19 protein-coding genes are annotated in these 22,222 nt (G+C 63.7%); 17 read left to right on the top strand and 2 right to left on the bottom strand.

Annotation, left to right across the window (positions count from 1 at the left end; translation table 11 throughout):
• On the bottom strand, window positions 1-303 hold the full coding sequence (locus tag ACVWY1_RS03770; protein ID WP_046855047.1) for a hypothetical protein: 303 nt from the start codon (window positions 301-303) through the stop codon (window positions 1-3).
• Between the two features lie 158 nt (window positions 304-461).
• On the opposite strand from ACVWY1_RS03770, the gene ACVWY1_RS03765 reads away from it, so the two are divergent.
• The gene (locus tag ACVWY1_RS03765; protein WP_277504894.1) at window positions 462-890 is read left to right on the top strand and encodes a hypothetical protein; all 429 of its coding nucleotides are present in this window, start codon (window positions 462-464) and stop codon (window positions 888-890) included.
• 67 nt (window positions 891-957) lie between these two features.
• The gene (gene fusA / locus ACVWY1_RS03760) at window positions 958-3,069 is read left to right on the top strand and encodes an elongation factor G (protein WP_277504895.1); all 2,112 of its coding nucleotides are present in this window, start codon (window positions 958-960) and stop codon (window positions 3,067-3,069) included.
• 130 nt (window positions 3,070-3,199) lie between these two features.
• On the opposite strand, the gene ACVWY1_RS03755 is transcribed toward fusA, so the two are convergent.
• The gene (locus tag ACVWY1_RS03755; protein WP_277504896.1) at window positions 3,200-4,642 is read right to left on the bottom strand and encodes a SulP family inorganic anion transporter; all 1,443 of its coding nucleotides are present in this window, start codon (window positions 4,640-4,642) and stop codon (window positions 3,200-3,202) included.
• 260 nt (window positions 4,643-4,902) lie between these two features.
• Here ACVWY1_RS03755 and ACVWY1_RS03750 point away from each other — a divergent pair, with 260 nt between their 5' ends.
• The 15 genes from ACVWY1_RS03750 (at window position 4,903) to nuoM (ending at window position 22,219) form a co-directional block, all read left to right on the top strand.
• Window positions 4,903-5,667, top strand: a complete 765-nt coding sequence (locus tag ACVWY1_RS03750) for a secretin N-terminal domain-containing protein (RefSeq protein WP_277504897.1) — start codon at window positions 4,903-4,905, stop codon at window positions 5,665-5,667.
• Between the two features lie 490 nt (window positions 5,668-6,157).
• Window positions 6,158-7,483: an isocitrate lyase gene (gene aceA, locus ACVWY1_RS03745; RefSeq protein ID WP_110700796.1), complete on the top strand. Its 1,326-nt coding sequence runs from the start codon at window positions 6,158-6,160 to the stop codon at window positions 7,481-7,483.
• 213 nt (window positions 7,484-7,696) lie between these two features.
• Window positions 7,697-8,359 carry a lysoplasmalogenase gene (locus ACVWY1_RS03740; protein ID WP_139670026.1) on the top strand — a complete coding sequence of 221 codons (663 nt, stop codon included), beginning with the start codon at window positions 7,697-7,699 and terminating at the stop codon, window positions 8,357-8,359.
• Window positions 8,360-8,739: 380 nt separating this feature from the next.
• Window positions 8,740-9,153 (top strand): NADH-quinone oxidoreductase subunit A, encoded by a 414-nt coding sequence (locus ACVWY1_RS03735; RefSeq protein ID WP_011534614.1) that lies wholly within the window; start codon window positions 8,740-8,742, stop codon window positions 9,151-9,153.
• A 9-nt stretch (window positions 9,154-9,162) separates the two neighbouring features.
• Entirely contained in the window at window positions 9,163-9,840 is a 678-nt protein-coding gene (locus ACVWY1_RS03730) for a NuoB/complex I 20 kDa subunit family protein (RefSeq protein ID WP_008096180.1), read from the top strand.
• 79 nt (window positions 9,841-9,919) lie between these two features.
• Window positions 9,920-11,701 (top strand): NADH-quinone oxidoreductase subunit C/D, encoded by a 1,782-nt coding sequence (gene nuoC / locus ACVWY1_RS03725; RefSeq protein ID WP_023630474.1) that lies wholly within the window; start codon window positions 9,920-9,922, stop codon window positions 11,699-11,701.
• A gap of 2 nt (window positions 11,702-11,703) precedes the next feature.
• The gene (nuoE, locus tag ACVWY1_RS03720; protein WP_012313767.1) at window positions 11,704-12,201 is read left to right on the top strand and encodes an NADH-quinone oxidoreductase subunit NuoE; all 498 of its coding nucleotides are present in this window, start codon (window positions 11,704-11,706) and stop codon (window positions 12,199-12,201) included.
• Entirely contained in the window at window positions 12,198-13,562 is a 1,365-nt protein-coding gene (nuoF, locus tag ACVWY1_RS03715) for an NADH-quinone oxidoreductase subunit NuoF (RefSeq protein WP_110700800.1), read from the top strand. Before nuoE ends, nuoF begins: the two co-directional genes overlap by 4 nt.
• Before the next feature lie 132 nt (window positions 13,563-13,694).
• Complete coding sequence (nuoG, locus tag ACVWY1_RS03710; protein ID WP_111533048.1) at window positions 13,695-16,409, top strand: NADH-quinone oxidoreductase subunit NuoG; 2,715 nt, start codon at window positions 13,695-13,697, stop codon at window positions 16,407-16,409.
• On the top strand, window positions 16,406-17,413 hold the full coding sequence (nuoH, locus tag ACVWY1_RS03705) for an NADH-quinone oxidoreductase subunit NuoH (protein WP_046855038.1): 1,008 nt from the start codon (window positions 16,406-16,408) through the stop codon (window positions 17,411-17,413). Before nuoG ends, nuoH begins: the two co-directional genes overlap by 4 nt.
• An 11-nt stretch (window positions 17,414-17,424) precedes the next feature.
• A complete protein-coding gene (gene nuoI, locus ACVWY1_RS03700) occupies window positions 17,425-17,973 on the top strand; it encodes an NADH-quinone oxidoreductase subunit NuoI (RefSeq protein WP_003251442.1) in 549 nt (182 codons plus the stop codon).
• 10 nt (window positions 17,974-17,983) lie between these two features.
• Window positions 17,984-18,484: an NADH-quinone oxidoreductase subunit J gene (nuoJ, locus tag ACVWY1_RS03695; protein ID WP_023631348.1), complete on the top strand. Its 501-nt coding sequence runs from the start codon at window positions 17,984-17,986 to the stop codon at window positions 18,482-18,484.
• A 3-nt stretch (window positions 18,485-18,487) separates the two neighbouring features.
• Entirely contained in the window at window positions 18,488-18,796 is a 309-nt protein-coding gene (gene nuoK / locus ACVWY1_RS03690) for an NADH-quinone oxidoreductase subunit NuoK (RefSeq protein ID WP_023631349.1), read from the top strand.
• Entirely contained in the window at window positions 18,793-20,646 is a 1,854-nt protein-coding gene (gene nuoL / locus ACVWY1_RS03685) for an NADH-quinone oxidoreductase subunit L (RefSeq protein ID WP_102685133.1), read from the top strand. The genes nuoK and nuoL overlap by 4 nt, the downstream gene beginning before the upstream one ends.
• A 40-nt stretch (window positions 20,647-20,686) precedes the next feature.
• Complete coding sequence (nuoM, locus tag ACVWY1_RS03680) at window positions 20,687-22,219, top strand: NADH-quinone oxidoreductase subunit M (RefSeq protein ID WP_102685132.1); 1,533 nt, start codon at window positions 20,687-20,689, stop codon at window positions 22,217-22,219.
• The last annotated feature ends 3 nt before the right edge of the window (window positions 22,220-22,222 follow it).

Genomic DNA, 22,222 nt, shown 5'->3' with positions numbered 1-22,222 from the left:
TTACAGGCCCAGCTCTTCGGGGGTGGGCATGTCGCATTCGAAGGCGATCCAGCCGCCTTCGAGTTCGGCATGACCGTTGACGATCAGGCCGTAGTAAGTAAGGCCATTCTCCAGCGTGACGCAGATGTGCGTGGCGCCTTTTTCCGGTGCCGCGAGCGTACCGACAAAATGCACCTTCTTCAGCACTTCGGTTACCGCCTCGAGGCCCACGCGCATGTTGCTGTTTTCCGAAGCCTCGGTGTCGCCCCCACGGTCTTCGGCGCTGACGGTCACGGTGGCGATGTAGGGGTACTTGCTGCTCAAGCGGGGTTACCTCGGGGTAGGGTGCGAAAATTGGCGCTAGGGTACGGCAGACGGTGGTTGTTGTCTCTAGCGGCCTCATGGATGGTACGGCATGGCCTCCCCCGCCCCGATCTGTTAGGGTGCCCGCCGATGCACGCCACACCACGCGAGGATACCGAGTGAGCGCAGAACTTCCCCTGATCGCCGACCTGTTCGAGGTCGACAAACGCCTGACCCTCAAGCCCGTCGTGGACTTCAATGCCTACCTGCGCAACGCTTTCGGCGACGGCCCCTGCCGCTGCCACCGCTGCGTCGAGGGCAATGGTGACGAGAGCACCTATAGCCACCGCCACAGCTTCGAACTGGAAGGCCGCACCTTGCACCGACGCTTCGCCAGCACCGCCGGCAGCGACGTGTTGATGGTGCTGAAAAAGGCGTGGCTGTCCTACACCAAGGCCGAACTGATCACCGTCGGCGCGCTCGACATGACCACCCTCAAGGCCTTCACCGACGCAGCCCTGCACGAACGCCTGCTGGCCCTGTTGCCGGCCAGCGGCCTGGCGCGTGAAGCCGAGGGCCAATGGCAGCTGCAGGTGCTCGCCGACTGACGGTCGCCCCGGCAGGATTCTCCCGCTCTGCTACCTTGGGAGAATCCTCACCCGCAGGTGACCCGCCATGGCCCGCACGACTCCCATCGAGCTGTACCGCAATATCGGCATTGTCGCTCACGTGGATGCCGGCAAGACCACCACCACCGAACGGATCCTGTTCTACACCGGGGTCAACCACAAGATGGGCGAGGTGCACGACGGCGCCGCGACCATGGACTGGATGGCTCAGGAGCAGGAGCGTGGCATCACCATCACCTCGGCGGCCACCACGGCCTTCTGGCAGGGCTCGACCAAGCAGTTCAAGCACAAGTACCGCTTCAATATCATCGACACCCCAGGCCACGTCGACTTCACCATCGAGGTGGAGCGCTCGCTGCGCGTGCTCGATGGCGCGGTGGTGGTGTTCAGCGGCGCCGATGGGGTCGAGCCGCAGTCCGAGACCGTGTGGCGCCAGGCCAACAAGTACCATGTGCCGCGCCTGGCCTACATCAACAAGATGGACCGCCAGGGCGCGGACTTCCTGCGTGTGGTGAAACAGATCGACCAGCGCCTGGGCCACCACCCGGTGCCGATCCAGCTGGCCATCGGCAGCGAGGAGAACTTCATCGGCCAGATCGACCTGGTGAAGATGAAAGCCATCTACTGGAACGATGCCGACCAGGGCACCAGCTACCGCGAGGAAGCGATCCCCGCTGAACTGAAGGCCCTGGCCGACGAGTGGCGTGCCCATATGCTGGAAGCGGCGGCGGATGCCAGCGAAGCACTGACCCTGAAGTACCTTGAAGGTGAGGAATTCACCACCGAGGAAATCAAGGCCGCCCTGCGCCAACGCACCATCGCCAACGAAATCGTCCCGACCATCCTCGGCTCGTCATTCAAGAACAAGGGCGTGCCGCTGATGCTCGACGCGGTGATCGACTACCTGCCCGCCCCGTCCGAAATCCCGGCGATCAAGGGCACTGACCCGGACGATGAAGACAAGCACCTGGAACGCCACGCCGACGACAAGGAGCCGTTCTCGGCCCTGGCCTTCAAGATCGCCACCGACCCGTTCGTCGGCACCCTGACCTTCGCCCGGGTGTATTCCGGCGTGCTCAGCTCGGGCAATGCGGTGCTCAACTCGGTCAAGGGCAAGAAGGAGCGCATCGGCCGCATGGTGCAGATGCACGCCAACCAGCGCGCCGAGATCAAGGACGTGTGCGCCGGCGATATCGCCGCACTGATCGGCATGAAGGACGTGACCACAGGCGACACCCTGTGCGACATGGACAAGCCGATCATCCTCGAGCGCATGGATTTCCCCGACCCGGTGATCTCGGTGGCGGTGGAGCCGAAGACCAAGGGCGACCAGGAGAAAATGGGCATCGCCCTGGGCAAGCTGGCCCAGGAGGACCCGTCGTTCCGGGTCAAGACCGACGAGGAAACCGGCCAGACCATCATTTCCGGCATGGGCGAGTTGCATCTGGACATCATCGTCGACCGCATGCGCCGCGAGTTCAACGTCGAAGCCAATATCGGCAAGCCGCAGGTGGCCTACCGCGAGAAGATCCGCAACACCTGCGAAATCGAAGGGCGTTTCGTGCGCCAATCAGGCGGACGCGGCCAGTATGGCCATTGCTGGATCCGCTTCGCCCCCGGCGACGAAGGCAAGGAAGGGCTGGAGTTCGTCAACGAGATTGTCGGCGGCGTGGTCCCGCGCGAATACATCCCGGCGATCCAGAAAGGCATCGAGGAGCAGATGAAGAACGGCGTGCTCGCCGGCTACCCGCTGATCAACCTCAAGGCGGCGGTGTTCGACGGCTCGTACCACGACGTCGATTCCAACGAGATGGCCTACAAGATTGCCGCCTCCATGGCCACCAAGCAGCTGTCGCAGAAAGGCGGCGCGGTGCTGCTGGAGCCGGTGATGAAGGTCGAGGTGGTGACGCCCGAGGAGTACCAGGGCGATATCCTCGGCGACCTGAGCCGGCGCCGGGGCATGATCCAGGATGGCGACGAAACCCCGGCCGGCAAAGTGATCCGTGCCGAGGTGCCTTTGGGCGAGATGTTCGGCTACGCCACCTCGATGCGCTCGATGACCCAGGGCCGGGCGAGTTTCTCGATGGAGTTCACCCGCTACGCCGAGGCGCCGGCGAGTATTGCCGACACCATCGTCAAGAAAAACCGCGGGGAGTAAGCCTTTCTCCTATAACGGCCCTATCGCCGGCAAGCCGGCTCCCACAGGTACTGCACAGTTCTTGAGTGCAGTGACAATCCTGTGGGAGCCGGCTTGCCGGCGATAGGGCCGGTGCAGGCAACCATTGCCTTCAATGCTGCTCCCCTGCCCGCTTCAACAGCTTCTTGCAGCGCTCGGAAAGATGCACCACCCGCAACTGCTTGCCCGCCTTGGCATAGCGCTCGCGCAGGGTCTTGAGCGCCGCGATCGCCGAATAATCGACAAAGCTCAGGTGCTGGCAATCCAGCGTCACCTTGGCCGGGTCGTTGGCCGGGTCGAACTGGTTGAGGAACGGCGTGGTCGAGGCGAAGAACAACGTGCCGTGCACCTGGTAATGCTTGCTCCCCTCGGCGTCCTCATGACTGTCGGCATACAGCTCGCGCGCGTGCTGCCAGGCAAAATTGATGGCCGCGATGACGATACCGAACAGCACCGCCGTGGCCAGGTCGGTGAACACCGTGACCACGGTCACGGCGATGATCGCCAGCACATCGCTCACCGGCACCTTGTGCAGCACCCGCAGCGATGCCCAGGCGAAGGTCTGCTGGGCCACCACGAACATCACCCCGACCAGCGCCGCCAGCGGAATACGCTCGATCAACGGCGACAGGAACAGCACGAACAGCAGGATCATCACCCCCGCCACCACGCCCGACAGTCGGCCACGGCCATTGGAGCTGAGGTTGATCACGGTCTGGCCGATCATCGCGCAGCCGCCCATGCCGCCGCACAGGCCCGAGACCATGTTGGCCGCGCCCAAGGCCACGCACTCGCGGTCCGGGTAACCGCGACTCTCGGTGACCTCGTCGGTGAGGTTGAGGGTCAGCAGGGTTTCCAGCAGGCCGACCATGGCCATCAGCACCGCGTAGGGCGCGATGATCTTCAAGGTCTCAAGGTTCCAGGGGATGTCCGGCAGCGCCAGTCTCGGCAGGCCGCCGGCGATGTGCGCCATATCGCCGAGGGTGCGGGTTGGAAGGCCAAGCAGATAGACCAGCAGGCCGACGCCGAGGATCGCCACCAGCGCTGGCGGCACGGCGCGGGTCAGTCTGGGAAGCACGTAGACCACCAGCATGGTCAACGCCACCAGGCCGATCATCAGGTACAGCGGCGCGCCGCTGAGCCAGTGCTCGCCTTCCTTGAAGTGCTCCAGCTGGGCCAGGGCGATGACGATAGCCAGGCCGTTGACGAAGCCGAGCATCACCGGGTACGGCACCAGGCGCACCAGCTTGCCCAGGCGCAGGGCGCCGAACAGGATCATCACCAGCCCGCCCAGCAGCACCGTGGCCAGCAGGTACTGGACGCCGTGCTGCACCACCAGGGCGACGATGACCACCGCCATCGAACCGGCGGCGCCGGAGATCATCCCCGGGCGGCCGCCGAACAGCGCGGTCAGGGTGCAGATGATGAAGGCGCCGTACAGGCCCATCAGCGGGTTGAGGTGGGCCACCAGGGCGAAAGCGATGCACTCCGGTACCAGGGCGAACGAAGTGGTGAGGCCGGCGAGCAGGTCGGCGCGTAGGCGTGCGGGTTTCATGGAGATCCTGTAAACAACCCCGGCATTACGCTGCGTGGGAGCGGGCTTGCCCCGCGACAAGGCCTTGCAGGCGACTCATCATTGCCTGGCCGGACGCAATCGCGGGGCAAGCCCGCTCCCACGCAGCGTAATGCCGAGGGAATGAGCTTGAAATCGAGGATCGGGATGTTACGGAATTTGCCTGACTGCAACCACTGCAAAGCCGACCTGTGCATGCCGCTGTGATCCACAACCAGCAAGATGCCGACAAATTTGCCATCATGTCCATTCCACCCGCGGAGATCATGGACATGCCGCTACGCCCCCTCCTCGCCTCGCTGCTGCTGGCCGCCAGCCTTACGGCCCAGGCCGCCACCGAGGTCATTCCCTTGCAACACCGCAGCAGCGCCGAACTGCTGCCCGCCGCCCAGTCCTTCCTGGGCAAGGACGGCAGCGTCAGCACCTTCGAGGACAAGCTGATCGTCAACGCCAGCCAGGAACGCATTGACGATCTGCGCGCCCTGCTGCAACAGCTCGACACCGCGCCCAAACGCCTGCTGATCAGCGTCGACAACAACGACAGCAACTTCCAGGACAACCGCGGCAATGCCCGCGTGATCCGCTACGGCACCGCCAACCGCGAAGGCGGCATGCAGCAGGTACAGGCCAGCGACGGCCAGCCGGCACTGATCCAGGTGGGCCAGAGCATCCCCGTCACCAGTACTTCCACCGACGGTTACGGGCGCATCCAGAGCAACACCGAATACCGCAACGTTACCCGGGGCTTCTACGTCACGCCACGCCTGAGCGGTGATAACGTTCGCCTGCAAATCAGCACCAATAACGACCGAATGAGCCAGGAACGTGCCGATGTAGTGAAAGTGCAGAGCACCGACACGACCGTCACCGGCAAGCTCGGCGAGTGGATCACCCTGGCCGGATTCAACCAGCAGAGTCAGTCCGATCGCAGTGCGTCAAGCCTCAGTTACAGCACCCAGCGCGGTGAAAACATGACTTTGCGAGTCAAAGTCGACCTTCTCGACTGAACCCAGGCAATTCAAGGCCTCGACCAAGGGCCTTGAAACTGACCGCCAAGTCGCATTAGACCAAAGATGTAGTAAGCCGAAAAAAGCACTACAAAATGTTTGACAGGCTCTTTTCGCCAAGGGCATGATGGCCTCGCTCCCGCTAATCAGAGGCCCTGGCAAGGGTCTTCGAGGTGCGCTCCTCCCACCGTGGAGGCACCTCGTGTCCATACGGCCCACAAGGCGGTTCGACGGGATTGCGACTGCAACGAAGAAGTTGTCCCGAGGGACGGAAGCGCATCACCGCAGTTCTGGCAATCGCGTCGCACCGCAGCAAGGCATCCACGAGCCAACCTGCAGGGCACACCTTCGCCTGGCCTGCCCACCCTTCCCCTTCGCACTTCCCCGTTCGCCGCCGCACTCCCCCGGACAGCGCAGCCTGGCCCTCTGACCCGCGTATCCGAGCATCAGCACAATTACACTCAAGATCGATGCGACGAGGTTTATTTCCATGGCACTGACACGCGAACAGCAAATTGCAGCCCTCGAGAAAGACTGGGCCGAAAACCCGCGCTGGAAAGGCGTGACCCGTACCTACACCGCCGCCGATGTCGTTCGCCTGCGTGGCTCGCTGCAACCAGAGCACACCCTGGCTCGCCAGGGCGCGGAAAAACTGTGGAAGCTGGTCACCCAAGGTGCCCACCCGTCCTTCCGCCCAGAAAAAGATTTCGTCAACTGCATGGGCGCCCTGACCGGCGGCCAGGCAGTGCAACAGGTCAAGGCCGGCATCCAGGCCATCTACCTGTCCGGCTGGCAGGTTGCCGCCGACAACAACTCGGCCGAGTCGATGTACCCCGACCAGTCGCTGTACCCGGTGGATTCGGTACCGACCGTGGTCAAGCGCATCAACAACTCGTTCCGCCGCGCCGACCAGATCCAATGGAAAGCTGGCAAGAACCCAGGTGACGAAGGCTACATCGACTACTTCGCACCAATCGTGGCTGACGCCGAAGCCGGTTTCGGCGGCGTACTGAACGCCTACGAACTGATGAAGAACATGATTGAAGCGGGCGCCGCCGGCGTGCACTTCGAAGACCAGCTGGCCTCGGTGAAAAAATGCGGCCACATGGGCGGCAAGGTACTGGTACCGACCCAGGAAGCCGTACAGAAGCTGGTGGCTGCCCGTCTGGCCGCCGACGTTGCCGGTGTACCGACCATCATCCTGGCCCGTACCGACGCCAACGCCGCTGACCTGCTGACCAGCGACTGCGACCCGTACGACCAGCCGTTCGTGATCGGCGAGCGCACCCGTGAAGGCTTCTACAAAGTCCGCGCCGGCCTCGACCAGGCGATCTCCCGCGGCCTGGCGTACGCGCCGTATGCCGACCTGATCTGGTGCGAAACCGCCAAGCCGGACCTGGACGAAGCCCGTCGCTTCGCCGAAGCGATCAAGAAGGAATACCCGGACCAACTGCTGTCGTACAACTGCTCGCCTTCCTTCAACTGGAAGAAGAACCTGGACGACGCCACCATCGCCAAGTTCCAGCGCGAACTGTCGGCCATGGGCTACAAGCACCAGTTCATTACCCTGGCCGGCATCCACAACATGTGGCACGGCATGTTCAACCTGGCGCACGACTACGCCCGCAACGACATGACCGCCTACGTGAAGCTGCAAGAGCAGGAATTCGCCGACGCCAGCAAAGGCTACACCTTCGTGGCGCACCAGCAGGAAGTCGGCACCGGCTACTTCGACGACATGACCACCGTGATCCAGGGTGGTGCATCGTCGGTAACCGCACTGACCGGTTCGACCGAGGAAGAGCAGTTCCACTGAGTCTGGTGAACTGAACAGAAAGCCCAGGTTCCGCAAGGTTCCTGGGCTTTCCGCTTTTTTTAGGGCGGCTTTAGCCGCGATGCAGGCAACGCGGTATCTGGCACCCGCTTCGCGGGTGATCGCGGCTGAAGCCGCTCCTACAGCAATCGCGTCGCACCAGCAAAGTTGCAGATCAGGTCTAAGCTTGTGGCTACCCCATAGCAAGGACTGCCCATGCCCCGCCCTGGCCACCTGCTCACCATCGCCGTCGCAGCCGCCACCTGCTATCTATATGCACTGGCGAGCGACAATGCCCTGCTTGGCCTACTGGTCAAACCCATTCCGGTACTGGCCCTGATCGCCTGGCTTAGGACCATGCCCACCACGCCCTACCGTCGCTGGATCATGATCGGCTTGGCCTTCTCGGTACTGGGCGACATCCTCCTGGCCATCCCCCGCGATCTGTTCGTGTTCGGCCTGGCCGCATTCCTTTGCGCCCACCTGGCGTACCTTCGCGGTTACTGCAGCCTGATCCAGCGCCCGGCCTACCCGTCACTGGCCCTCGCACTGCTGGTGGGCGCCTCGCTGTTCGGCCTGCTCGCCAGCCACGGCCTGGGCCCACTGCTGATCCCGGTGGCGCTGTATGCCCTGGCGATCGGCTGCATGCTCTGGCGCGCCTTGGCCTGCGGCGGTGTCGCCGCACTGGGTGCCTGCGCCTTCGTCTTCTCCGACAGCCTGATCGGCATCGACCGCTTCGTCAGCCCGTTTGCCGCTGCCGAGTACCTGATCATCCTGTCCTACTGGCTCGGCCAGTGGCTCATTGCCGCGTCGGTCAGCCGCAGCACAAACGACAAAGCATTGATCCAGAGCGGTACGCGCTGCGCCGGAAGCTGCTAGAACGAGAGTTTTTCGCATTTGCAAGTGGGCAGATCGGCTGATGAACTTTGCAAGGCCCAGAACAGCTAAAACAATACAGCTCAGGTTAAATGATATTAATTATCATTACGCAACTAACCAGTCATTACGCGAGGTAAGAAACATAATTAACAAATCCACGTGCAATGCCCGAAACTCAAGGCTTTCAGCCAGTTACGAAAGATTTTTGTTCTTAAACCTACGAATAAATTTGCAACGGAAATTTTACTTGCACTGGGTTTACCCATAAAATCAGCGCGATTGATTCAGCTGCGACATTTGGTCACTGCGTCTGCGACACCACGTCGCCGCTCTACTTATTTCAGACTGCAGAGCTGGGTCTCTGTATAAGGATTTCTAGCATGTCCGATTCGGCAGGACTCATCGCCCACAACTGGGGCTTTGCCATCTTCCTCCTGGGTGTCGTCGGCCTGTGTGCCTTCATGCTCGGCCTGTCCAGCCTGCTCGGTAGCAAGGCCTGGGGTCGCGCCAAGAACGAACCCTTCGAATCCGGCATGCTGCCCGTCGGCAGCGCCCGCCTGCGCCTGTCCGCCAAATTCTATCTGGTCGCGATGCTGTTCGTGATCTTCGATATCGAAGCCCTCTTCCTGTATGCATGGTCTGTGTCCGTCCGCGAAAGCGGCTGGACCGGATTCGTCGAAGCACTCGTTTTCATAGCAATTCTGTTGGCAGGTCTTGTCTACCTATGGCGCGTCGGGGCGCTCGATTGGGCTCCCGAAGGTCGCCGCAAGCGGCAAGCGAAGCTGAAACAATGAGGCTTTGGCATGCAATACAATCTCACCAGAATCGATCCGGACGCACCTAACGAGCAGTATCCGGTCGGTGAACGGGAAACCGTCACCGATCAACTGCTGGAAGACCAGGTCCACAAGAACATCTACATGGGGAAACTCGAAGATGTGCTGCGTGGCGCGGTCAACTGGGGTCGCAAGAACTCCCTCTGGCCGTACAACTTCGGCCTTTCCTGCTGCTACGTGGAAATGACCACGGCCTTCACGGCGCCCCACGACATCGCCCGCTTCGGCGCCGAAGTCATCCGGGCCTCGCCGCGTCAGGCCGACTTCATGGTCATCGCCGGTACCTGCTTCGTGAAGATGGCGCCGATCATTCAGCGCCTGTACGAGCAGATGCTCGAACCCAAGTGGGTCATCTCCATGGGCTCGTGCGCCAACTCCGGCGGCATGTACGACATTTACTCGGTCGTTCAGGGGGTCGACAAGTTCCTCCCCGTGGACGTGTACGTGCCCGGCTGCCCACCGCGCCCCGAGGCGTTCCTGCAAGGCTTGATGCTGCTGCAGGAGTCGATCGGCCAGGAGCGACGCCCGCTTTCCTGGGTGGTTGGCGATCAAGGCATCTACCGTGCCGAGATGCCCGCCCAGAAAGACCTGCGTCGCGAACAGCGTATCGCGGTAACCAACCTGCGCAGCCCCGACGAAGTCTGATCCAGCGACCTGCCGCCCGCTCCCCCAGGAGCCGGCGGCCTGGCTTCATTCTTAACGTTGACCCAAAGCGACCGAGACCATGACAGCGGACAACGCTATTTATATTCCGCCTTACAAGGCTGACGACCAGGATGTGGTCGTCGAACTGCACAACCGATTCGGCGCCGACGCTTTCGTCGCCCAGGAAACCCGTACCGGCATGCCGGTACTGTGGGTAAAGCGTGCCCAGCTCAAGGAAATCCTCACCTTCCTGCGCAACGTCGCCAAGCCGTACAGCATGCTGTACGACCTGCACGGCGTCGACGAGCGCCTGCGCACTCAGCGCCGCGGCCTGCCGGCCGCCGACTTCAGCGTGTTCTACCACCTGCTGTCGGTCGAGCGTAACAGCGACGTGATGATCAAGGTGTCGCTGAGCGAAGGCGACCTGAACCTGCCCACCGTGACCGGCATCTGGCCCAACGCCAACTGGTACGAGCGTGAAGTCTGGGACATGTTCGGCATCGACTTCGCCGGCCACCCGCACCTGAGCCGCATCATGATGCCGCCGACCTGGGAAGGCCACCCGCTGCGCAAGGACTACCCCGCCCGCGCCACCGAATTCGACCCCTACAGCCTGACCCTGGCCAAGCAGCAGCTTGAAGAGGAATCGGCACGCTTCAACCCGGAAGCCTGGGGCATGAAGCGTTCGGGCGCCAACGAGGACTACATGTTCCTCAACCTCGGCCCCAACCACCCTTCGGCCCACGGTGCCTTCCGTATCGTCCTGCAGCTGGACGGCGAAGAGATCGTCGACTGCGTCCCGGACATCGGCTACCACCACCGTGGCGCCGAGAAGATGGCCGAGCGTCAGTCGTGGCACAGCTTCATCCCCTACACCGACCGTATCGACTACCTCGGCGGGGTGATGAACAACCTGCCGTACGTACTGGCGGTGGAAAAGCTGGCCGGCATCCAGGTGCCGCAGAAGGTCGACGTGATCCGCATCATGCTCGCCGAATTCTTCCGCATCACCAGCCACCTGCTGTTCCTGGGTACCTACATCCAGGACGTCGGCGCCATGACCCCGGTGTTCTTCACCTTCACCGACCGCCAGCGCGCCTATACCGTGATCGAGGCGATCACCGGTTTCCGCCTGCACCCGGCCTGGTACCGCATCGGTGGCGTCGCCCACGACCTGCCGCGCGGCTGGGACAAGCTGGTCAAGGACTTCGTCGAATGGCTGCCCAAGCGCCTCGACGAATACACCAAGGCTGCCCTGCAGAACAGCATCCTCAAGGGCCGTACCATCGGCGTCGCCGCGTACAACACCAAGGAAGCCCTGGCCTGGGGCACCACCGGTGCCGGCCTGCGCTCCACCGGTTGCGACTTCGACCTGCGCAAGGCGCGCCCCTACTCCGGCTACGAGAACTTCGAATTCGAAGTACCGCTGGCCCACAACGGCGATGCCTACGATCGCTGCATGGTCCGTGTCGAGGAGATGCGCCAGAGCATCCGCATCATCGACCAGTGCCTGCGCAACATGCCGGAAGGCCCGTACAAGGCGGATCACCCGCTGACCACGCCGCCGCCGAAAGAGCGCACCCTGCAGCACATCGAGACCCTGATCACCCACTTCCTGCAAGTCTCGTGGGGCCCGGTCATGCCGGCCAACGAGTCGTTCCAGATGATCGAGGCGACCAAGGGCATCAACAGTTACTACCTGACGAGCGATGGCGGCACCATGAGCTACCGCACCCGGATCCGTACCCCGAGCTACCCGCACCTGCAGCAGATCCCTTCGGTGATCAAAGGCAGCATGGTCGCGGACCTGATCGCGTACCTGGGCAGTATCGACTTCGTTATGGCTGACGTGGACCGCTAAGCATGAACAGCACGCTTATCCAAACCGACCGTTTCGCCCTGAGCGAAACCGAGCGCTCGGCCATCGAGCACGAGATGCACCACTACGAGGACCCGCGCGCGGCGTCCATCGAAGCCCTGAAGATCGTGCAGAAAGAGCGCGGCTGGGTGCCGGATGGCGCCATCTACGCCATCGGCGAAGTGCTGGGCATCCCCGCCAGCGACGTCGAGGGCGTGGCCACCTTCTACAGCCAGATCTTCCGCCAGCCGGTCGGCCGCCACATCATCCGCGTATGCGACAGCATGGTCTGCTACATCGGCGGCCATGAGTCGGTGGTCAGCCAGATCCAGAGCGAGCTGGGCATCGGCCTCGGCCAGACCACCGCGGACGGGCGTTTCACCCTGCTGCCGGTGTGCTGCCTGGGCAACTGCGACAAGGCCCCGGCGCTGATGATCGACGACGACACCTTTGGCGACGTGCAACCTGCCGGCGTCTCCAAGCTGCTGGAGGGTTACGTATGACCATCACTTCCTTCGGCCCGGCCAACCGCATCGCGCGCTCGGCCGAAACCCACCCGCTGACCTGGCGCCTGCGTGACGACGGCGAGCCGGTCTGGCTGACCGAGTATGAATCGAAGAACGGCTATGCCGCCGCGCGCAAGGCGCTGGCCGACATGTCCGCCGACGACATCGTGCAGAGCGTCAAGGACTCCGGCCTCAAGGGCCGTGGCGGCGCGGGCTTCCCCACTGGCGTGAAGTGGGGCCTGATGCCCAAAGACGAATCCATGAACATCCGCTACCTGCTGTGCAACGCGGACGAAATGGAGCCCAACACCTGGAAAGACCGCATGCTGATGGAGCAACAGCCCCATCTGCTGGTCGAGGGCATGCTGATCAGCGCCCGCGCGCTGAAGGCCTACCGTGGCTACATCTTCCTGCGTGGCGAATACACCACCGCGGCGAAGAACCTCAACCGCGCCATCGATGAAGCCAAGGCCGCCGGCCTGCTGGGCAAGAACATCCTCGGTTCGGGCTTCGACTTCGAGCTGTTCGTGCACACTGGTGCCGGGCGTTACATCTGCGGTGAAGAAACCGCGTTGATCAACTCGCTCGAAGGCCGTCGCGCCAACCCGCGCTCCAAGCCGCCCTTCCCGGCCGCTGTCGGCGTGTGGGGCAAGCCGACCTGCGTGAACAACGTCGAGACCCTGTGCAACGTGCCGGCCATCGTCGCCAACGGCAACGACTGGTACAAGTCGCTGGCCCGCGAAGGCAGCGAAGACCACGGCACCAAGCTGATGGGCTTCTCCGGCAAGGTGAAGAACCCGGGCCTGTGGGAGCTGCCGTTCGGCGTCACCGCCCGCGAGCTGTTCGAGGACTACGCCGGCGGCATGCGCGACGGCTTCAAGCTCAAGTGCTGGCAGCCTGGTGGCGCCGGTACCGGCTTCCTGTTGCCCGAGCACCTCGATGCGCAGATGTATGCGGGTGGCATCGCCAAGGTCGGCACCCGTATGGGTACCGGCCTGGCCATGGCGGTCGACGACAGCGTCAACATGGTGTCTTTGCTGCGCAACATGGAAGAGTTCTTCGCCCGCGAATCGTGCGGCTGGTGCACCCCTTGCCGTGACGGCCTGCCGTGGAGTGTGAAGATGCTGCGCGCACTGGAAAACGGCCAGGGCCGCGCCGAAGACATCGAGACGCTGCTGGGGCTGGTCAACTTCCTCGGCCCAGGCCGTACCTTCTGTGCTCACGCACCAGGTGCCGTCGAGCCGTTGGGCAGTGCCATCAAATACTTCAGGTCCGAGTTCGAGGCCGGTGTCGCGCCAGCAACTGCTACCGACACTCTGCGCCCGAACCTGGCGAAGCCGATTGTGGTCGGCGCATAAAAAGATAGAACGCGGGTGGTCCGTGCCACCCGCCAGCCTGCAGGCCGGCCCGCATGAAGCGTGGCGTGCCACAGGCGTACAGATTTCCATTAGCCACGCCCGCTCACGCGGGCCAACGAAGAACTTTGAACAATGGCCACTATCCACGTAGACGGCAAAGCGCTCGAAGTCAACGGTGCGGACAACCTGTTACAGGCGTGTCTGTCACTCGGCCTCGATATCCCTTATTTCTGCTGGCACCCGGCGCTTGGTAGCGTCGGTGCCTGCCGGCAGTGTGCGGTCAAGCAGTACACCGACGAGAACGACACCCGTGGTCGTATCGTCATGTCCTGCATGACCCCTGCCTCCGACGGCACCTGGATCTCCATCGAAGACGAAGAGTCCAAGGCGTTCCGCGCCAGCGTCGTCGAATGGCTGATGACCAACCACCCGCACGACTGCCCGGTGTGCGAGGAAGGCGGTCACTGCCACCTGCAAGACATGACGGTAATGACCGGCCACAACGAGCGCCGCTACCGTTTCACCAAGCGTACCCACCAGAACCAGGACCTCGGCCCGTTCATCGCCCACGAGATGAACCGCTGCATCGCCTGCTACCGCTGCGTGCGCTACTACAAGGACTACGCCGGCGGCACCGACCTGGGCGTATACGGCGCCCACGACAACGTGTACTTCGGTCGCGTCGAAGACGGCGTGCTGGAAAGCGAGTTCTCCGGCAACCTCACCGAGGTCTGCCCGACCGGTGTGTTCACCGACAAGACCCACTCCGAGCGCTACAACCGCAAGTGGGACATGCAGTTCGCCCCGAGCATCTGCCATGGCTGCTCCAGCGGTTGCAACATCAGCCCCGGCGAGCGCTACGGCGAACTGCGCCGCATCGAGAACCGCTTCAACGGCTCGGTGAACCAGTACTTCCTGTGCGACCGCGGCCGCTTCGGCTACGGCTACGTCAACCGCAAGGACCGCCCACGCCAGCCACACCTGGCCGACGGCACCAAGCTGTCCCTCGACGCCGCCCTGGACAAGGCCGCCGACCTGCTGCGCGGCCGCACCATCGTCGGTATCGGCTCGCCACGCGCCAGCCTCGAGAGCAACTACGGCCTGCGCGAGCTGGTCGGTGCCGAATACTTCTACTCCGGTATGGAAGCTGGCGAACTGGCCCGCGTGCGCCTGGCGCTGAACGTGCTGAACGACAGCCCGCTGCCGGTGCCGACCCTGCGCGACATCGAAGACCACGACGCCGTGTTCGTGCTCGGCGAAGACCTCACCCAGACCGCCGCCCGTGTTGCCCTGGCCGTGCGCCAGGCCACCAAGGGCAAGGCCGAGGCCATGGCCGACGCCATGCGCGTGCAGCCTTGGCTGGACGCCGCGGTGAAGAACATCGGCCAGCACGCGCTGTACCCGCTGTTCATCGCTTCGCTGGCTGAAACCAAGCTGGACGACGTGGCCGAAGAGTGTGTACACGCCGCACCTGCGGACCTGGCCCGCATCGGTTTCGCCGTGGCCCACGCCATCGACCCAAGCGCCCCTGCCGTCGAAGGACTGGACACTGAAGCCAAGGCCCTGGCCCAGCGCATCGCCGACGCCCTGGTCGCTGCCAACCGCCCGCTGGTGGTCGCCGGTACCTCGCTGGCGGATCCTGCGCTGATCGAAGCCGCCGCCAACATCGCCAAGGCCCTCAAGCTGCGCGAGAAGAACGGTTCGCTGAGCCTGGTCGTGCCTGAGGCCAACAGCCTGGGCATGGCGATGATGGGCGGTGAGTCCGTCGACGCGGCGCTGGACGCCGTGATCAGCGGCAAGGCCGACGCCATCGTCGTGCTGGAAAACGACCTGTACGCCCGCGTACCGGCCGCCAAGGTCGACGCAGCCATGGCCGCGGCCAAGGTGGTGATCGTCGCCGACCACTCGAAAACCCCAACAGTCGACCGCGCCCACCTGGTGCTGCCAGCCGCCTCGTTCGCCGAAGGCGACGGCACCCTGGTCAGCCAGGAAGGCCGTGCCCAGCGCTTCTTCCAGGTGTTCGACCCGCAGTACCTGGACAGCAGCATCCAGATCCACGAAGGCTGGCGCTGGATGCACGCCCTGCGTGCGACCCTGCTGAACAAGCCGGTGGACTGGACCCAACTGGACCACGTCACCAGCGCCTGCGCCGAAGCCGCCCCGCAACTGGCCGGCATTGTCAACGCAGCGCCAAGCGCCGCATTCCGCATCAAGGGCATGAAACTGGCCCGCGAGCCGCTGCGCTACTCTGGCCGTACCGCCATGCGCGCCAACATCAGCGTGCACGAGCCGCGTACCCCACAGGACAAGGACACCGCGTTCGCCTTCTCCATGGAAGGCTACTCGGGCTCGGCCGAACCGCGCCAGCAGGTGCCGTTCGCCTGGTCGCCGGGCTGGAACTCGCCGCAAGCCTGGAACAAGTTCCAGGACGAAGTCGGTGGCCACCTGCGTGCCGGTGACCCGGGCGTGCGCCTGATCGAGTCGCAAGGCGATCGCCTGAGCTGGTTCAGCGCCATCCCGGGCGCGTTCAACCCGGCTCGCGGCACCTGGACCGCGGTACCTTTCTTCCACCTGTTCGGCAGCGAAGAGTCCTCTTCCCGCGCCGCCCCGGTGCAGGAGCGCATTCCGGCCGCCTACGTCGGCCTGGCCAAGTCCGAAGCCGACCGCCTGGGCGTCAACGACGGTGCGATGCTGAGCCTGAACGTGGCCGGCGTGTCACTGCGCCTGCCGCTGCGTATCAATGAAGAACTGGGCGCTGGCCTGGTTGCGTTGCCCAAAGGCCTGGCCGGCATTCCGCCCGCCATCTTCGGTGCAGCCGTCGAAGGCCTGCAGGAGGCAGCACAATGAGCTGGTTCACCCCCGAAGTGATCGATGTGATCATTCAGGTCGTCAAGGCCATCGTGGTGCTGCTGGCCGTGGTGGTCTGCGGCGCGCTGCTCAGCTTCGTCGAGCGTCGCCTGCTGGGCTGGTGGCAGGACCGCTACGGCCCGAACCGCGTCGGCCCGTTCGGCATGTTCCAGATCGCCGCCGACATGCTGAAGATGTTCTTCAAGGAAGACTGGAACCCGCCCTTCGTCGACAAGATGATCTTCACCCTGGCGCCTGTGGTGGCCATGAGTGCGCTGCTGATCGCCTTCTCGATCATCCCGATCACCCCGGGCTGGGGCGTGGCCGACCTGAACATTGGCCTGCTGTTCTTCTTCGCCATGGCCGGCCTGTCGGTCTACGCCGTGCTGTTCGCCGGCTGGTCGTCGAACAACAAGTACGCCCTGCTCGGCAGCCTGCGGGCCTCGGCGCAGACCGTGTCGTACGAAGTGTTCCTGGGCCTGGCGCTGATGGGCGTGGTGGTGCAGGTGGGTTCGTTCAACATGCGCGACATCGTTGACTACCAGGCCCAGAACCTGTGGTTCATCATTCCGCAGTTCTTCGGCTTCTGCACCTTCTTCATCGCTGGCGTCGCCGTGACCCACCGTCACCCGTTCGACCAGCCGGAAGCGGAACAGGAACTGGCCGACGGCTACCACATCGAATACGCCGGCATGAAATGGGGCATGTTCTTCGTCGGTGAGTACATCGGCATCATCCTCATCTCGGCGCTGCTGGTGACCCTGTTCTTCGGTGGCTGGCACGGCCCGTTCGGCCTGCTGCCGCAGGTGCCGTTCCTGTGGTTCGCCCTGAAGACCGCGTTCTTCATCATGCTGTTCATCCTGCTGCGCGCCTCGATCCCGCGCCCACGCTATGACCAGGTGATGGACTTCAGCTGGAAGTTCTGCCTGCCGCTGACCCTGATCAATTTGCTGGTGACCGCTGCGATCGTGCTTTACAACACGCCAGCCGTCGCGGCCCAGTGAGGATTTGACCCATGTTCAAGTATATCGGCGACATCGTTAAGGGCACCGGCACCCAGCTGCGCAGCCTGGCAATGGTGTTCTCCCACGGGTTCCGCAAGCGCGACACCCTGCAGTACCCCGAAGAACCCGTGTACCTGCCGCCGCGCTACCGTGGCCGCATCGTCCTCACCCGCGACCCCGACGGCGAGGAGCGCTGCGTGGCGTGCAACCTCTGCGCGGTGGCCTGCCCGGTCGGCTGTATCTCGCTGCAGAAGGCCGAGACCGAGGACGGCCGTTGGTACCCCGAGTTCTTCCGCATCAACTTCTCGCGCTGCATCTTCTGCGGCCTGTGCGAAGAGGCGTGCCCGACCACCGCGATCCAGCTGACTCCGGATTTCGAAATGGCCGAGTTCAAGCGTCAGGACCTGGTGTACGAGAAAGAAGATCTGCTGATCTCCGGCCCCGGCAAGAACCCTGACTACAACTTCTACCGTGTTGCGGGTATGGCGATCGCTGGCAAGCCGAAGGGCTCAGCACAGAACGAAGCCGAGCCGATCAACGTGAAGAGCTTGCTCCCATAAGGACAGAAAGATGGAATTCGCTTTCTACTTCGCATCCGGTGTCGCCGTTGTCTCCACGCTGCGCGTGGTGACCGGCACCAACCCGGTGCACGCCCTGCTCTACCTGATCATCTCGCTGATTTCCGTGGCGATGATCTTCTTCTCCCTCGGCGCCCCCTTCGCCGGTGCCCTGGAAGTGATCGCCTACGCCGGTGCCATCATGGTGCTGTTCGTCTTCGTGGTGATGATGCTCAACCTCGGGCCGGCCTCGGTCGCCCAAGAGCGTGGCTGGCTCAAGCCGGGTATCTGGGCGGGGCCTGTGATCCTCGCCGCCCTGCTGCTGCTGGAGCTGCTCTACGTGCTGTTCGTCACCCCGTCGGGCGCCGCCATCAGCGGTACCACCGTCAGCGCCAAAGAGGTCGGCATCAGCCTGTTCGGGCCGTACCTGCTGGTGGTCGAACTGGCGTCGATGCTGCTGCTCGCGGCAGCCGTCACCGCCTTCCACCTGGGCCGCAACGAGGCGAAGGAGTAAATCATGGGTGCTATCCCTCTCGAGCATGGTCTGGCGGTCGCCGGCATCCTGTTCTGCTTAGGTCTGGTTGGCCTGATGGTCCGCCGCAACATCCTCTTCGTGCTCATGAGCCTGGAAGTCATGATGAACGCCGCTGCCCTGGCGTTCATCGTCGCCGGTGCCCGTTGGGTCCAACCCGACGGCCAGGTGATGTTCATTCTGGTGATCAGCCTGGCAGCCGCCGAGGCCAGCATTGGCCTGGCGATCCTGCTGCAGCTGTATCGCCGCTTCCACACTCTCGACATCGATGCTGCCAGTGAGATGCGCGGATGAACCTTATCTTCCTGACGTTCGTATTCCCCCTGATCGGCTTCCTGCTGCTGTCGTTCTCGCGCGGCCGCTGGTCCGAGAACCTGTCGGCGCTGATCGGCGTCGGCTCGGTCGGTCTGTCGGCGGCCACCGCCGCCTACGTGATCTGGCAGTTCAACGTTGCCCCGCCTGAAGGCGGCGCTTACAGCCAGCTGCTGTGGCAGTGGATGTCGGTGGACGGCTTCGCGCCGAACTTCACCCTGTACGTGGATGGCCTGTCGGTCACCATGCTGGGCGTGGTCACCGGCGTGGGCTTCCTGATCCACCTGTTCGCCTCCTGGTATATGCGTGGCGAAGCCGGCTACTCGCGCTTCTTCTCGTACACCAACCTGTTCATCGCCAGCATGCTGTTCCTGGTGCTGGGCGACAACCTGCTGTTCATCTACTTCGGCTGGGAAGGCGTGGGCCTGTGCTCGTACCTGTTGATCGGTTTCTACTACAGCAACCGCAACAACGGTAACGCGGCACTGAAGGCATTCATCGTCACCCGCATCGGCGACGTGTTCATGGCCATCGGCCTGTTCATCCTGTTTGTCCAGCTGGGTACCCTGAACGTGCAGGAACTGCTGGTACTGGCGCCGCAGAAGTTCCAGGCCGGTGACACCTGGATGGTCCTGGCGACCCTGATGCTGCTGGGTGGCGCGGTCGGTAAATCGGCCCAGCTGCCGCTGCAGACCTGGCTGGCCGACGCGATGGCCGGCCCGACCCCGGTTTCGGCACTGATCCACGCCGCCACCATGGTGACCGCGGGCGTGTACCTGATCGCCCGTACCAACGGCCTGTTCCTGCTGGCGCCGGATGTGCTGCACCTGGTCGGCGTCGTGGGCGGCGTGACCCTGGTCCTGGCCGGCTTCGCCGCCCTGGTGCAGACCGACATCAAGCGTATCCTCGCCTACTCGACCATGAGCCAGATCGGCTACATGTTCCTGGCCCTGGGCGTCGGCGCCTGGGACGCGGCGATCTTCCACCTGATGACCCACGCCTTCTTCAAGGCCCTGCTGTTCCTTGCCTCCGGTGCGGTGATCGTCGCCTGCCACCACGAGCAGAACATCTTCAAGATGGGCGGCCTGTGGAAGAAGCTGCCGCTGGCCTATGCCAGCTTCGTGGTCGGTGGCGCCGCCCTGGCCGCCCTGCCGATCCTGACCGTGGGCTTCTACTCCAAGGACGAGATCCTCTGGGAAGCCTTCGCCAGCGGCAACAGCGGCCTGCTGTACGCCGGCCTGGTCGGCGCATTCATGACCTCGCTGTACACCTTCCGCCTGATCTTCATCGCCTTCCACGGCGAAGCCAAGACCGAAGCCCACGCCGGCCACGGCATCAGCCACTGGCTGCCGCTGGGCGTGCTGATCGTGCTGTCGACCTTCGTCGGCGCCTGGATCCACCCGCCACTGGCAGGCGTGCTGCCTGAAAGCGCCGGCCACGCCGGTGGCGAAGCCAAGCACTCGCTGGAAATCGCCTCGGGCGCCATCGCCATCGCCGGTATCCTGCTGTCGGCCCTGCTGTTCCTGGGCAAGCGTCGCCTGGTCACCGCGATCGCCAACAGTGGTATCGGTCGCGTCCTGTCGGCCTGGTGGTTCGCCGCCTGGGGCTTCGACTGGATCTACGACAAGCTCTTCGTCAAACCTTACCTGCTGATCAGCCACATCCTGCGCAAGGATCCGGTTGACCGCAGCATCGGCCTCATTCCTCGCCTGGCTCGCGGCGGTCACGTCGCCATGAGCAAGACCGAGACCGGCCAGCTGCGCTGGTACACCGCTTCGATCGCCGTCGGTGCCGTACTGGTACTCGGTGCCGTGGTAGTGGCCGCGGTATGACCATGAATCTTGCGACTTTGCCAAAGGAAACCAACCCGTCATGATTTTGCCTTGGCTGATCCTGATCCCCTTCATCGGCGGCTTCCTGTGCTGGCTGGGTGAGCGCTTCGGCTCCACCCTGCCGCGCTGGATCGCGCTGCTGACCATGTCCCTGCTGCTTGGCATCGGCCTGTGGCTGTGGGCGAACGGCAACTACACTCTGGCCCCGGCGCCGGGTGCCGAACCGGCCTGGGCCCTCGAATACAAGGTCGAGTGGATCAAGCGCTTCGGCATCAGCATCCACCTGGCCCTCGACGGCCTGTCGCTGCTGATGATCCTGCTCACCGGCCTGCTCGGCGTGCTGTCGGTGCTGTGTTCGTGGAAAGAGATCCAGCGCCACGTCGGCTTCTTCCACCTCAACCTGATGTGGATTCTCGGCGGCGTGGTCGGTGTGTTCCTGGCCCTGGACCTGTTCCTGTTCTTCTTCTTCTGGGAAATGATGCTGGTGCCGATGTACTTCCTCATCGCGCTCTGGGGTCACAGCTCGTCGGACGGCAAGAAGACGCGGATCTACGCGGCGACCAAGTTCTTCATCTTCACCCAGGCCAGCGGCCTGATCATGCTGGTGGCGATCCTCGGTCTGGTGCTGGTCAACTACAACAGCACCGGCGTAATCACCTTCAATTACAGCGACCTGCTCAAGGCCGAACTGCCGGCCGGCGTCGAGTACATCCTGATGCTGGGCTTCTTCATCGCCTTCGCGGTGAAACTGCCGGTGGTGCCGTTCCACTCCTGGCTGCCGGACGCCCACGCCCAGGCGCCGACCGCCGGTTCCGTGGACCTGGCCGGTATCCTGCTGAAGACTGCGGCCTACGGCCTGCTGCGCTTCGCCCTGCCGCTGTTCCCGAACGCTTCGGCCGAGTTCGCGCCGATCGCCATGACCTTGGGCCTGATCGGTATCTTCTACGGGGCCTTCCTGGCCTTCGCGCAAACCGACATCAAGCGCCTGGTGGCCTTCTCCAGCGTTTCGCACATGGGCTTCGTGCTGATCGGCATCTACTCCGGCAGCCAGCAGGCCCTGCAGGGCGCGGTGATCCAGATGCTGGCCCACGGCCTGTCGGCCGCCGCGCTGTTCATCCTGGCCGGCCAGCTGTACGAGCGCCTGCACACCCGTGACATGCGCGAGATGGGTGGCCTGTGGCACCGCATCGCTTATCTGCCAGCCATCAGCCTGTTCTTCGCCGCCGCCTCACTGGGCCTGCCGGGTACCGGCAACTTCGTCGGCGAGTTCCTGATCCTGATCGGCAGCTTCGCCCACGTCCCATGGATCACCGTGATCGCCACCACCGGCCTTGTGTTCGGCTCGGTGTACTCGCTGATCATGATCCACCGCGCCTACTTCGGCCCGGCCAAGGCCGACACCGTGCTGGCCGGCATGGACAGTCGCGAGCTGATCATGGTGCTGGGCCTGGCTGGCCTCTTGATCCTGCTGGGCGTGTATCCGCAGCCGTTCCTCGACACCTCTGCCGCCACCATGAGCGGTGTGCAGCAGTGGCTCGGTTCCGCTTTCACTCAACTCGCTTCGGCCCGGTAAGAG

Source organism: Pseudomonas sp. TE6288 (assembly GCF_054062095.1).
Note: the sequence above shows the minus strand (reverse complement) of the source record. Positions and strands in the feature narration are given on the sequence as shown.

Bases quoted from the DNA above. Each gene is read 5' to 3' on its own strand.
- ACVWY1_RS03730 (WP_008096180.1), top strand. From the start codon at position 9,163: ATGCAATACAATCTCACCAGAATCGATCCGGACGCACCTAACGAGCAG.
- nuoE (WP_012313767.1), top strand. From the start codon at position 11,704: ATGAACAGCACGCTTATCCAAACCGACCGTTTCGCCCTGAGCGAAACC.
- aceA (WP_110700796.1), top strand. From the start codon at position 6,158: ATGGCACTGACACGCGAACAGCAAATTGCAGCCCTCGAGAAAGACTGG.
- nuoG (WP_111533048.1), top strand. From the start codon at position 13,695: ATGGCCACTATCCACGTAGACGGCAAAGCGCTCGAAGTCAACGGTGCG.
- ACVWY1_RS03755 (WP_277504896.1), bottom strand. From the start codon at position 4,642: ATGAAACCCGCACGCCTACGCGCCGACCTGCTCGCCGGCCTCACCACT.
- nuoC (WP_023630474.1), top strand. From the start codon at position 9,920: ATGACAGCGGACAACGCTATTTATATTCCGCCTTACAAGGCTGACGAC.
- nuoJ (WP_023631348.1), top strand. From the start codon at position 17,984: ATGGAATTCGCTTTCTACTTCGCATCCGGTGTCGCCGTTGTCTCCACG.
- ACVWY1_RS03750 (WP_277504897.1), top strand. From the start codon at position 4,903: ATGTCCATTCCACCCGCGGAGATCATGGACATGCCGCTACGCCCCCTC.
- fusA (WP_277504895.1), top strand. From the start codon at position 958: ATGGCCCGCACGACTCCCATCGAGCTGTACCGCAATATCGGCATTGTC.
- nuoF (WP_110700800.1), top strand. From the start codon at position 12,198: ATGACCATCACTTCCTTCGGCCCGGCCAACCGCATCGCGCGCTCGGCC.
- ACVWY1_RS03740 (WP_139670026.1), top strand. From the start codon at position 7,697: ATGCCCCGCCCTGGCCACCTGCTCACCATCGCCGTCGCAGCCGCCACC.
- nuoK (WP_023631349.1), top strand. From the start codon at position 18,488: ATGGGTGCTATCCCTCTCGAGCATGGTCTGGCGGTCGCCGGCATCCTG.
- ACVWY1_RS03735 (WP_011534614.1), top strand. From the start codon at position 8,740: ATGTCCGATTCGGCAGGACTCATCGCCCACAACTGGGGCTTTGCCATC.
- nuoL (WP_102685133.1), top strand. From the start codon at position 18,793: ATGAACCTTATCTTCCTGACGTTCGTATTCCCCCTGATCGGCTTCCTG.
- nuoH (WP_046855038.1), top strand. From the start codon at position 16,406: ATGAGCTGGTTCACCCCCGAAGTGATCGATGTGATCATTCAGGTCGTC.
- nuoM (WP_102685132.1), top strand. From the start codon at position 20,687: ATGATTTTGCCTTGGCTGATCCTGATCCCCTTCATCGGCGGCTTCCTG.
- nuoI (WP_003251442.1), top strand. From the start codon at position 17,425: ATGTTCAAGTATATCGGCGACATCGTTAAGGGCACCGGCACCCAGCTG.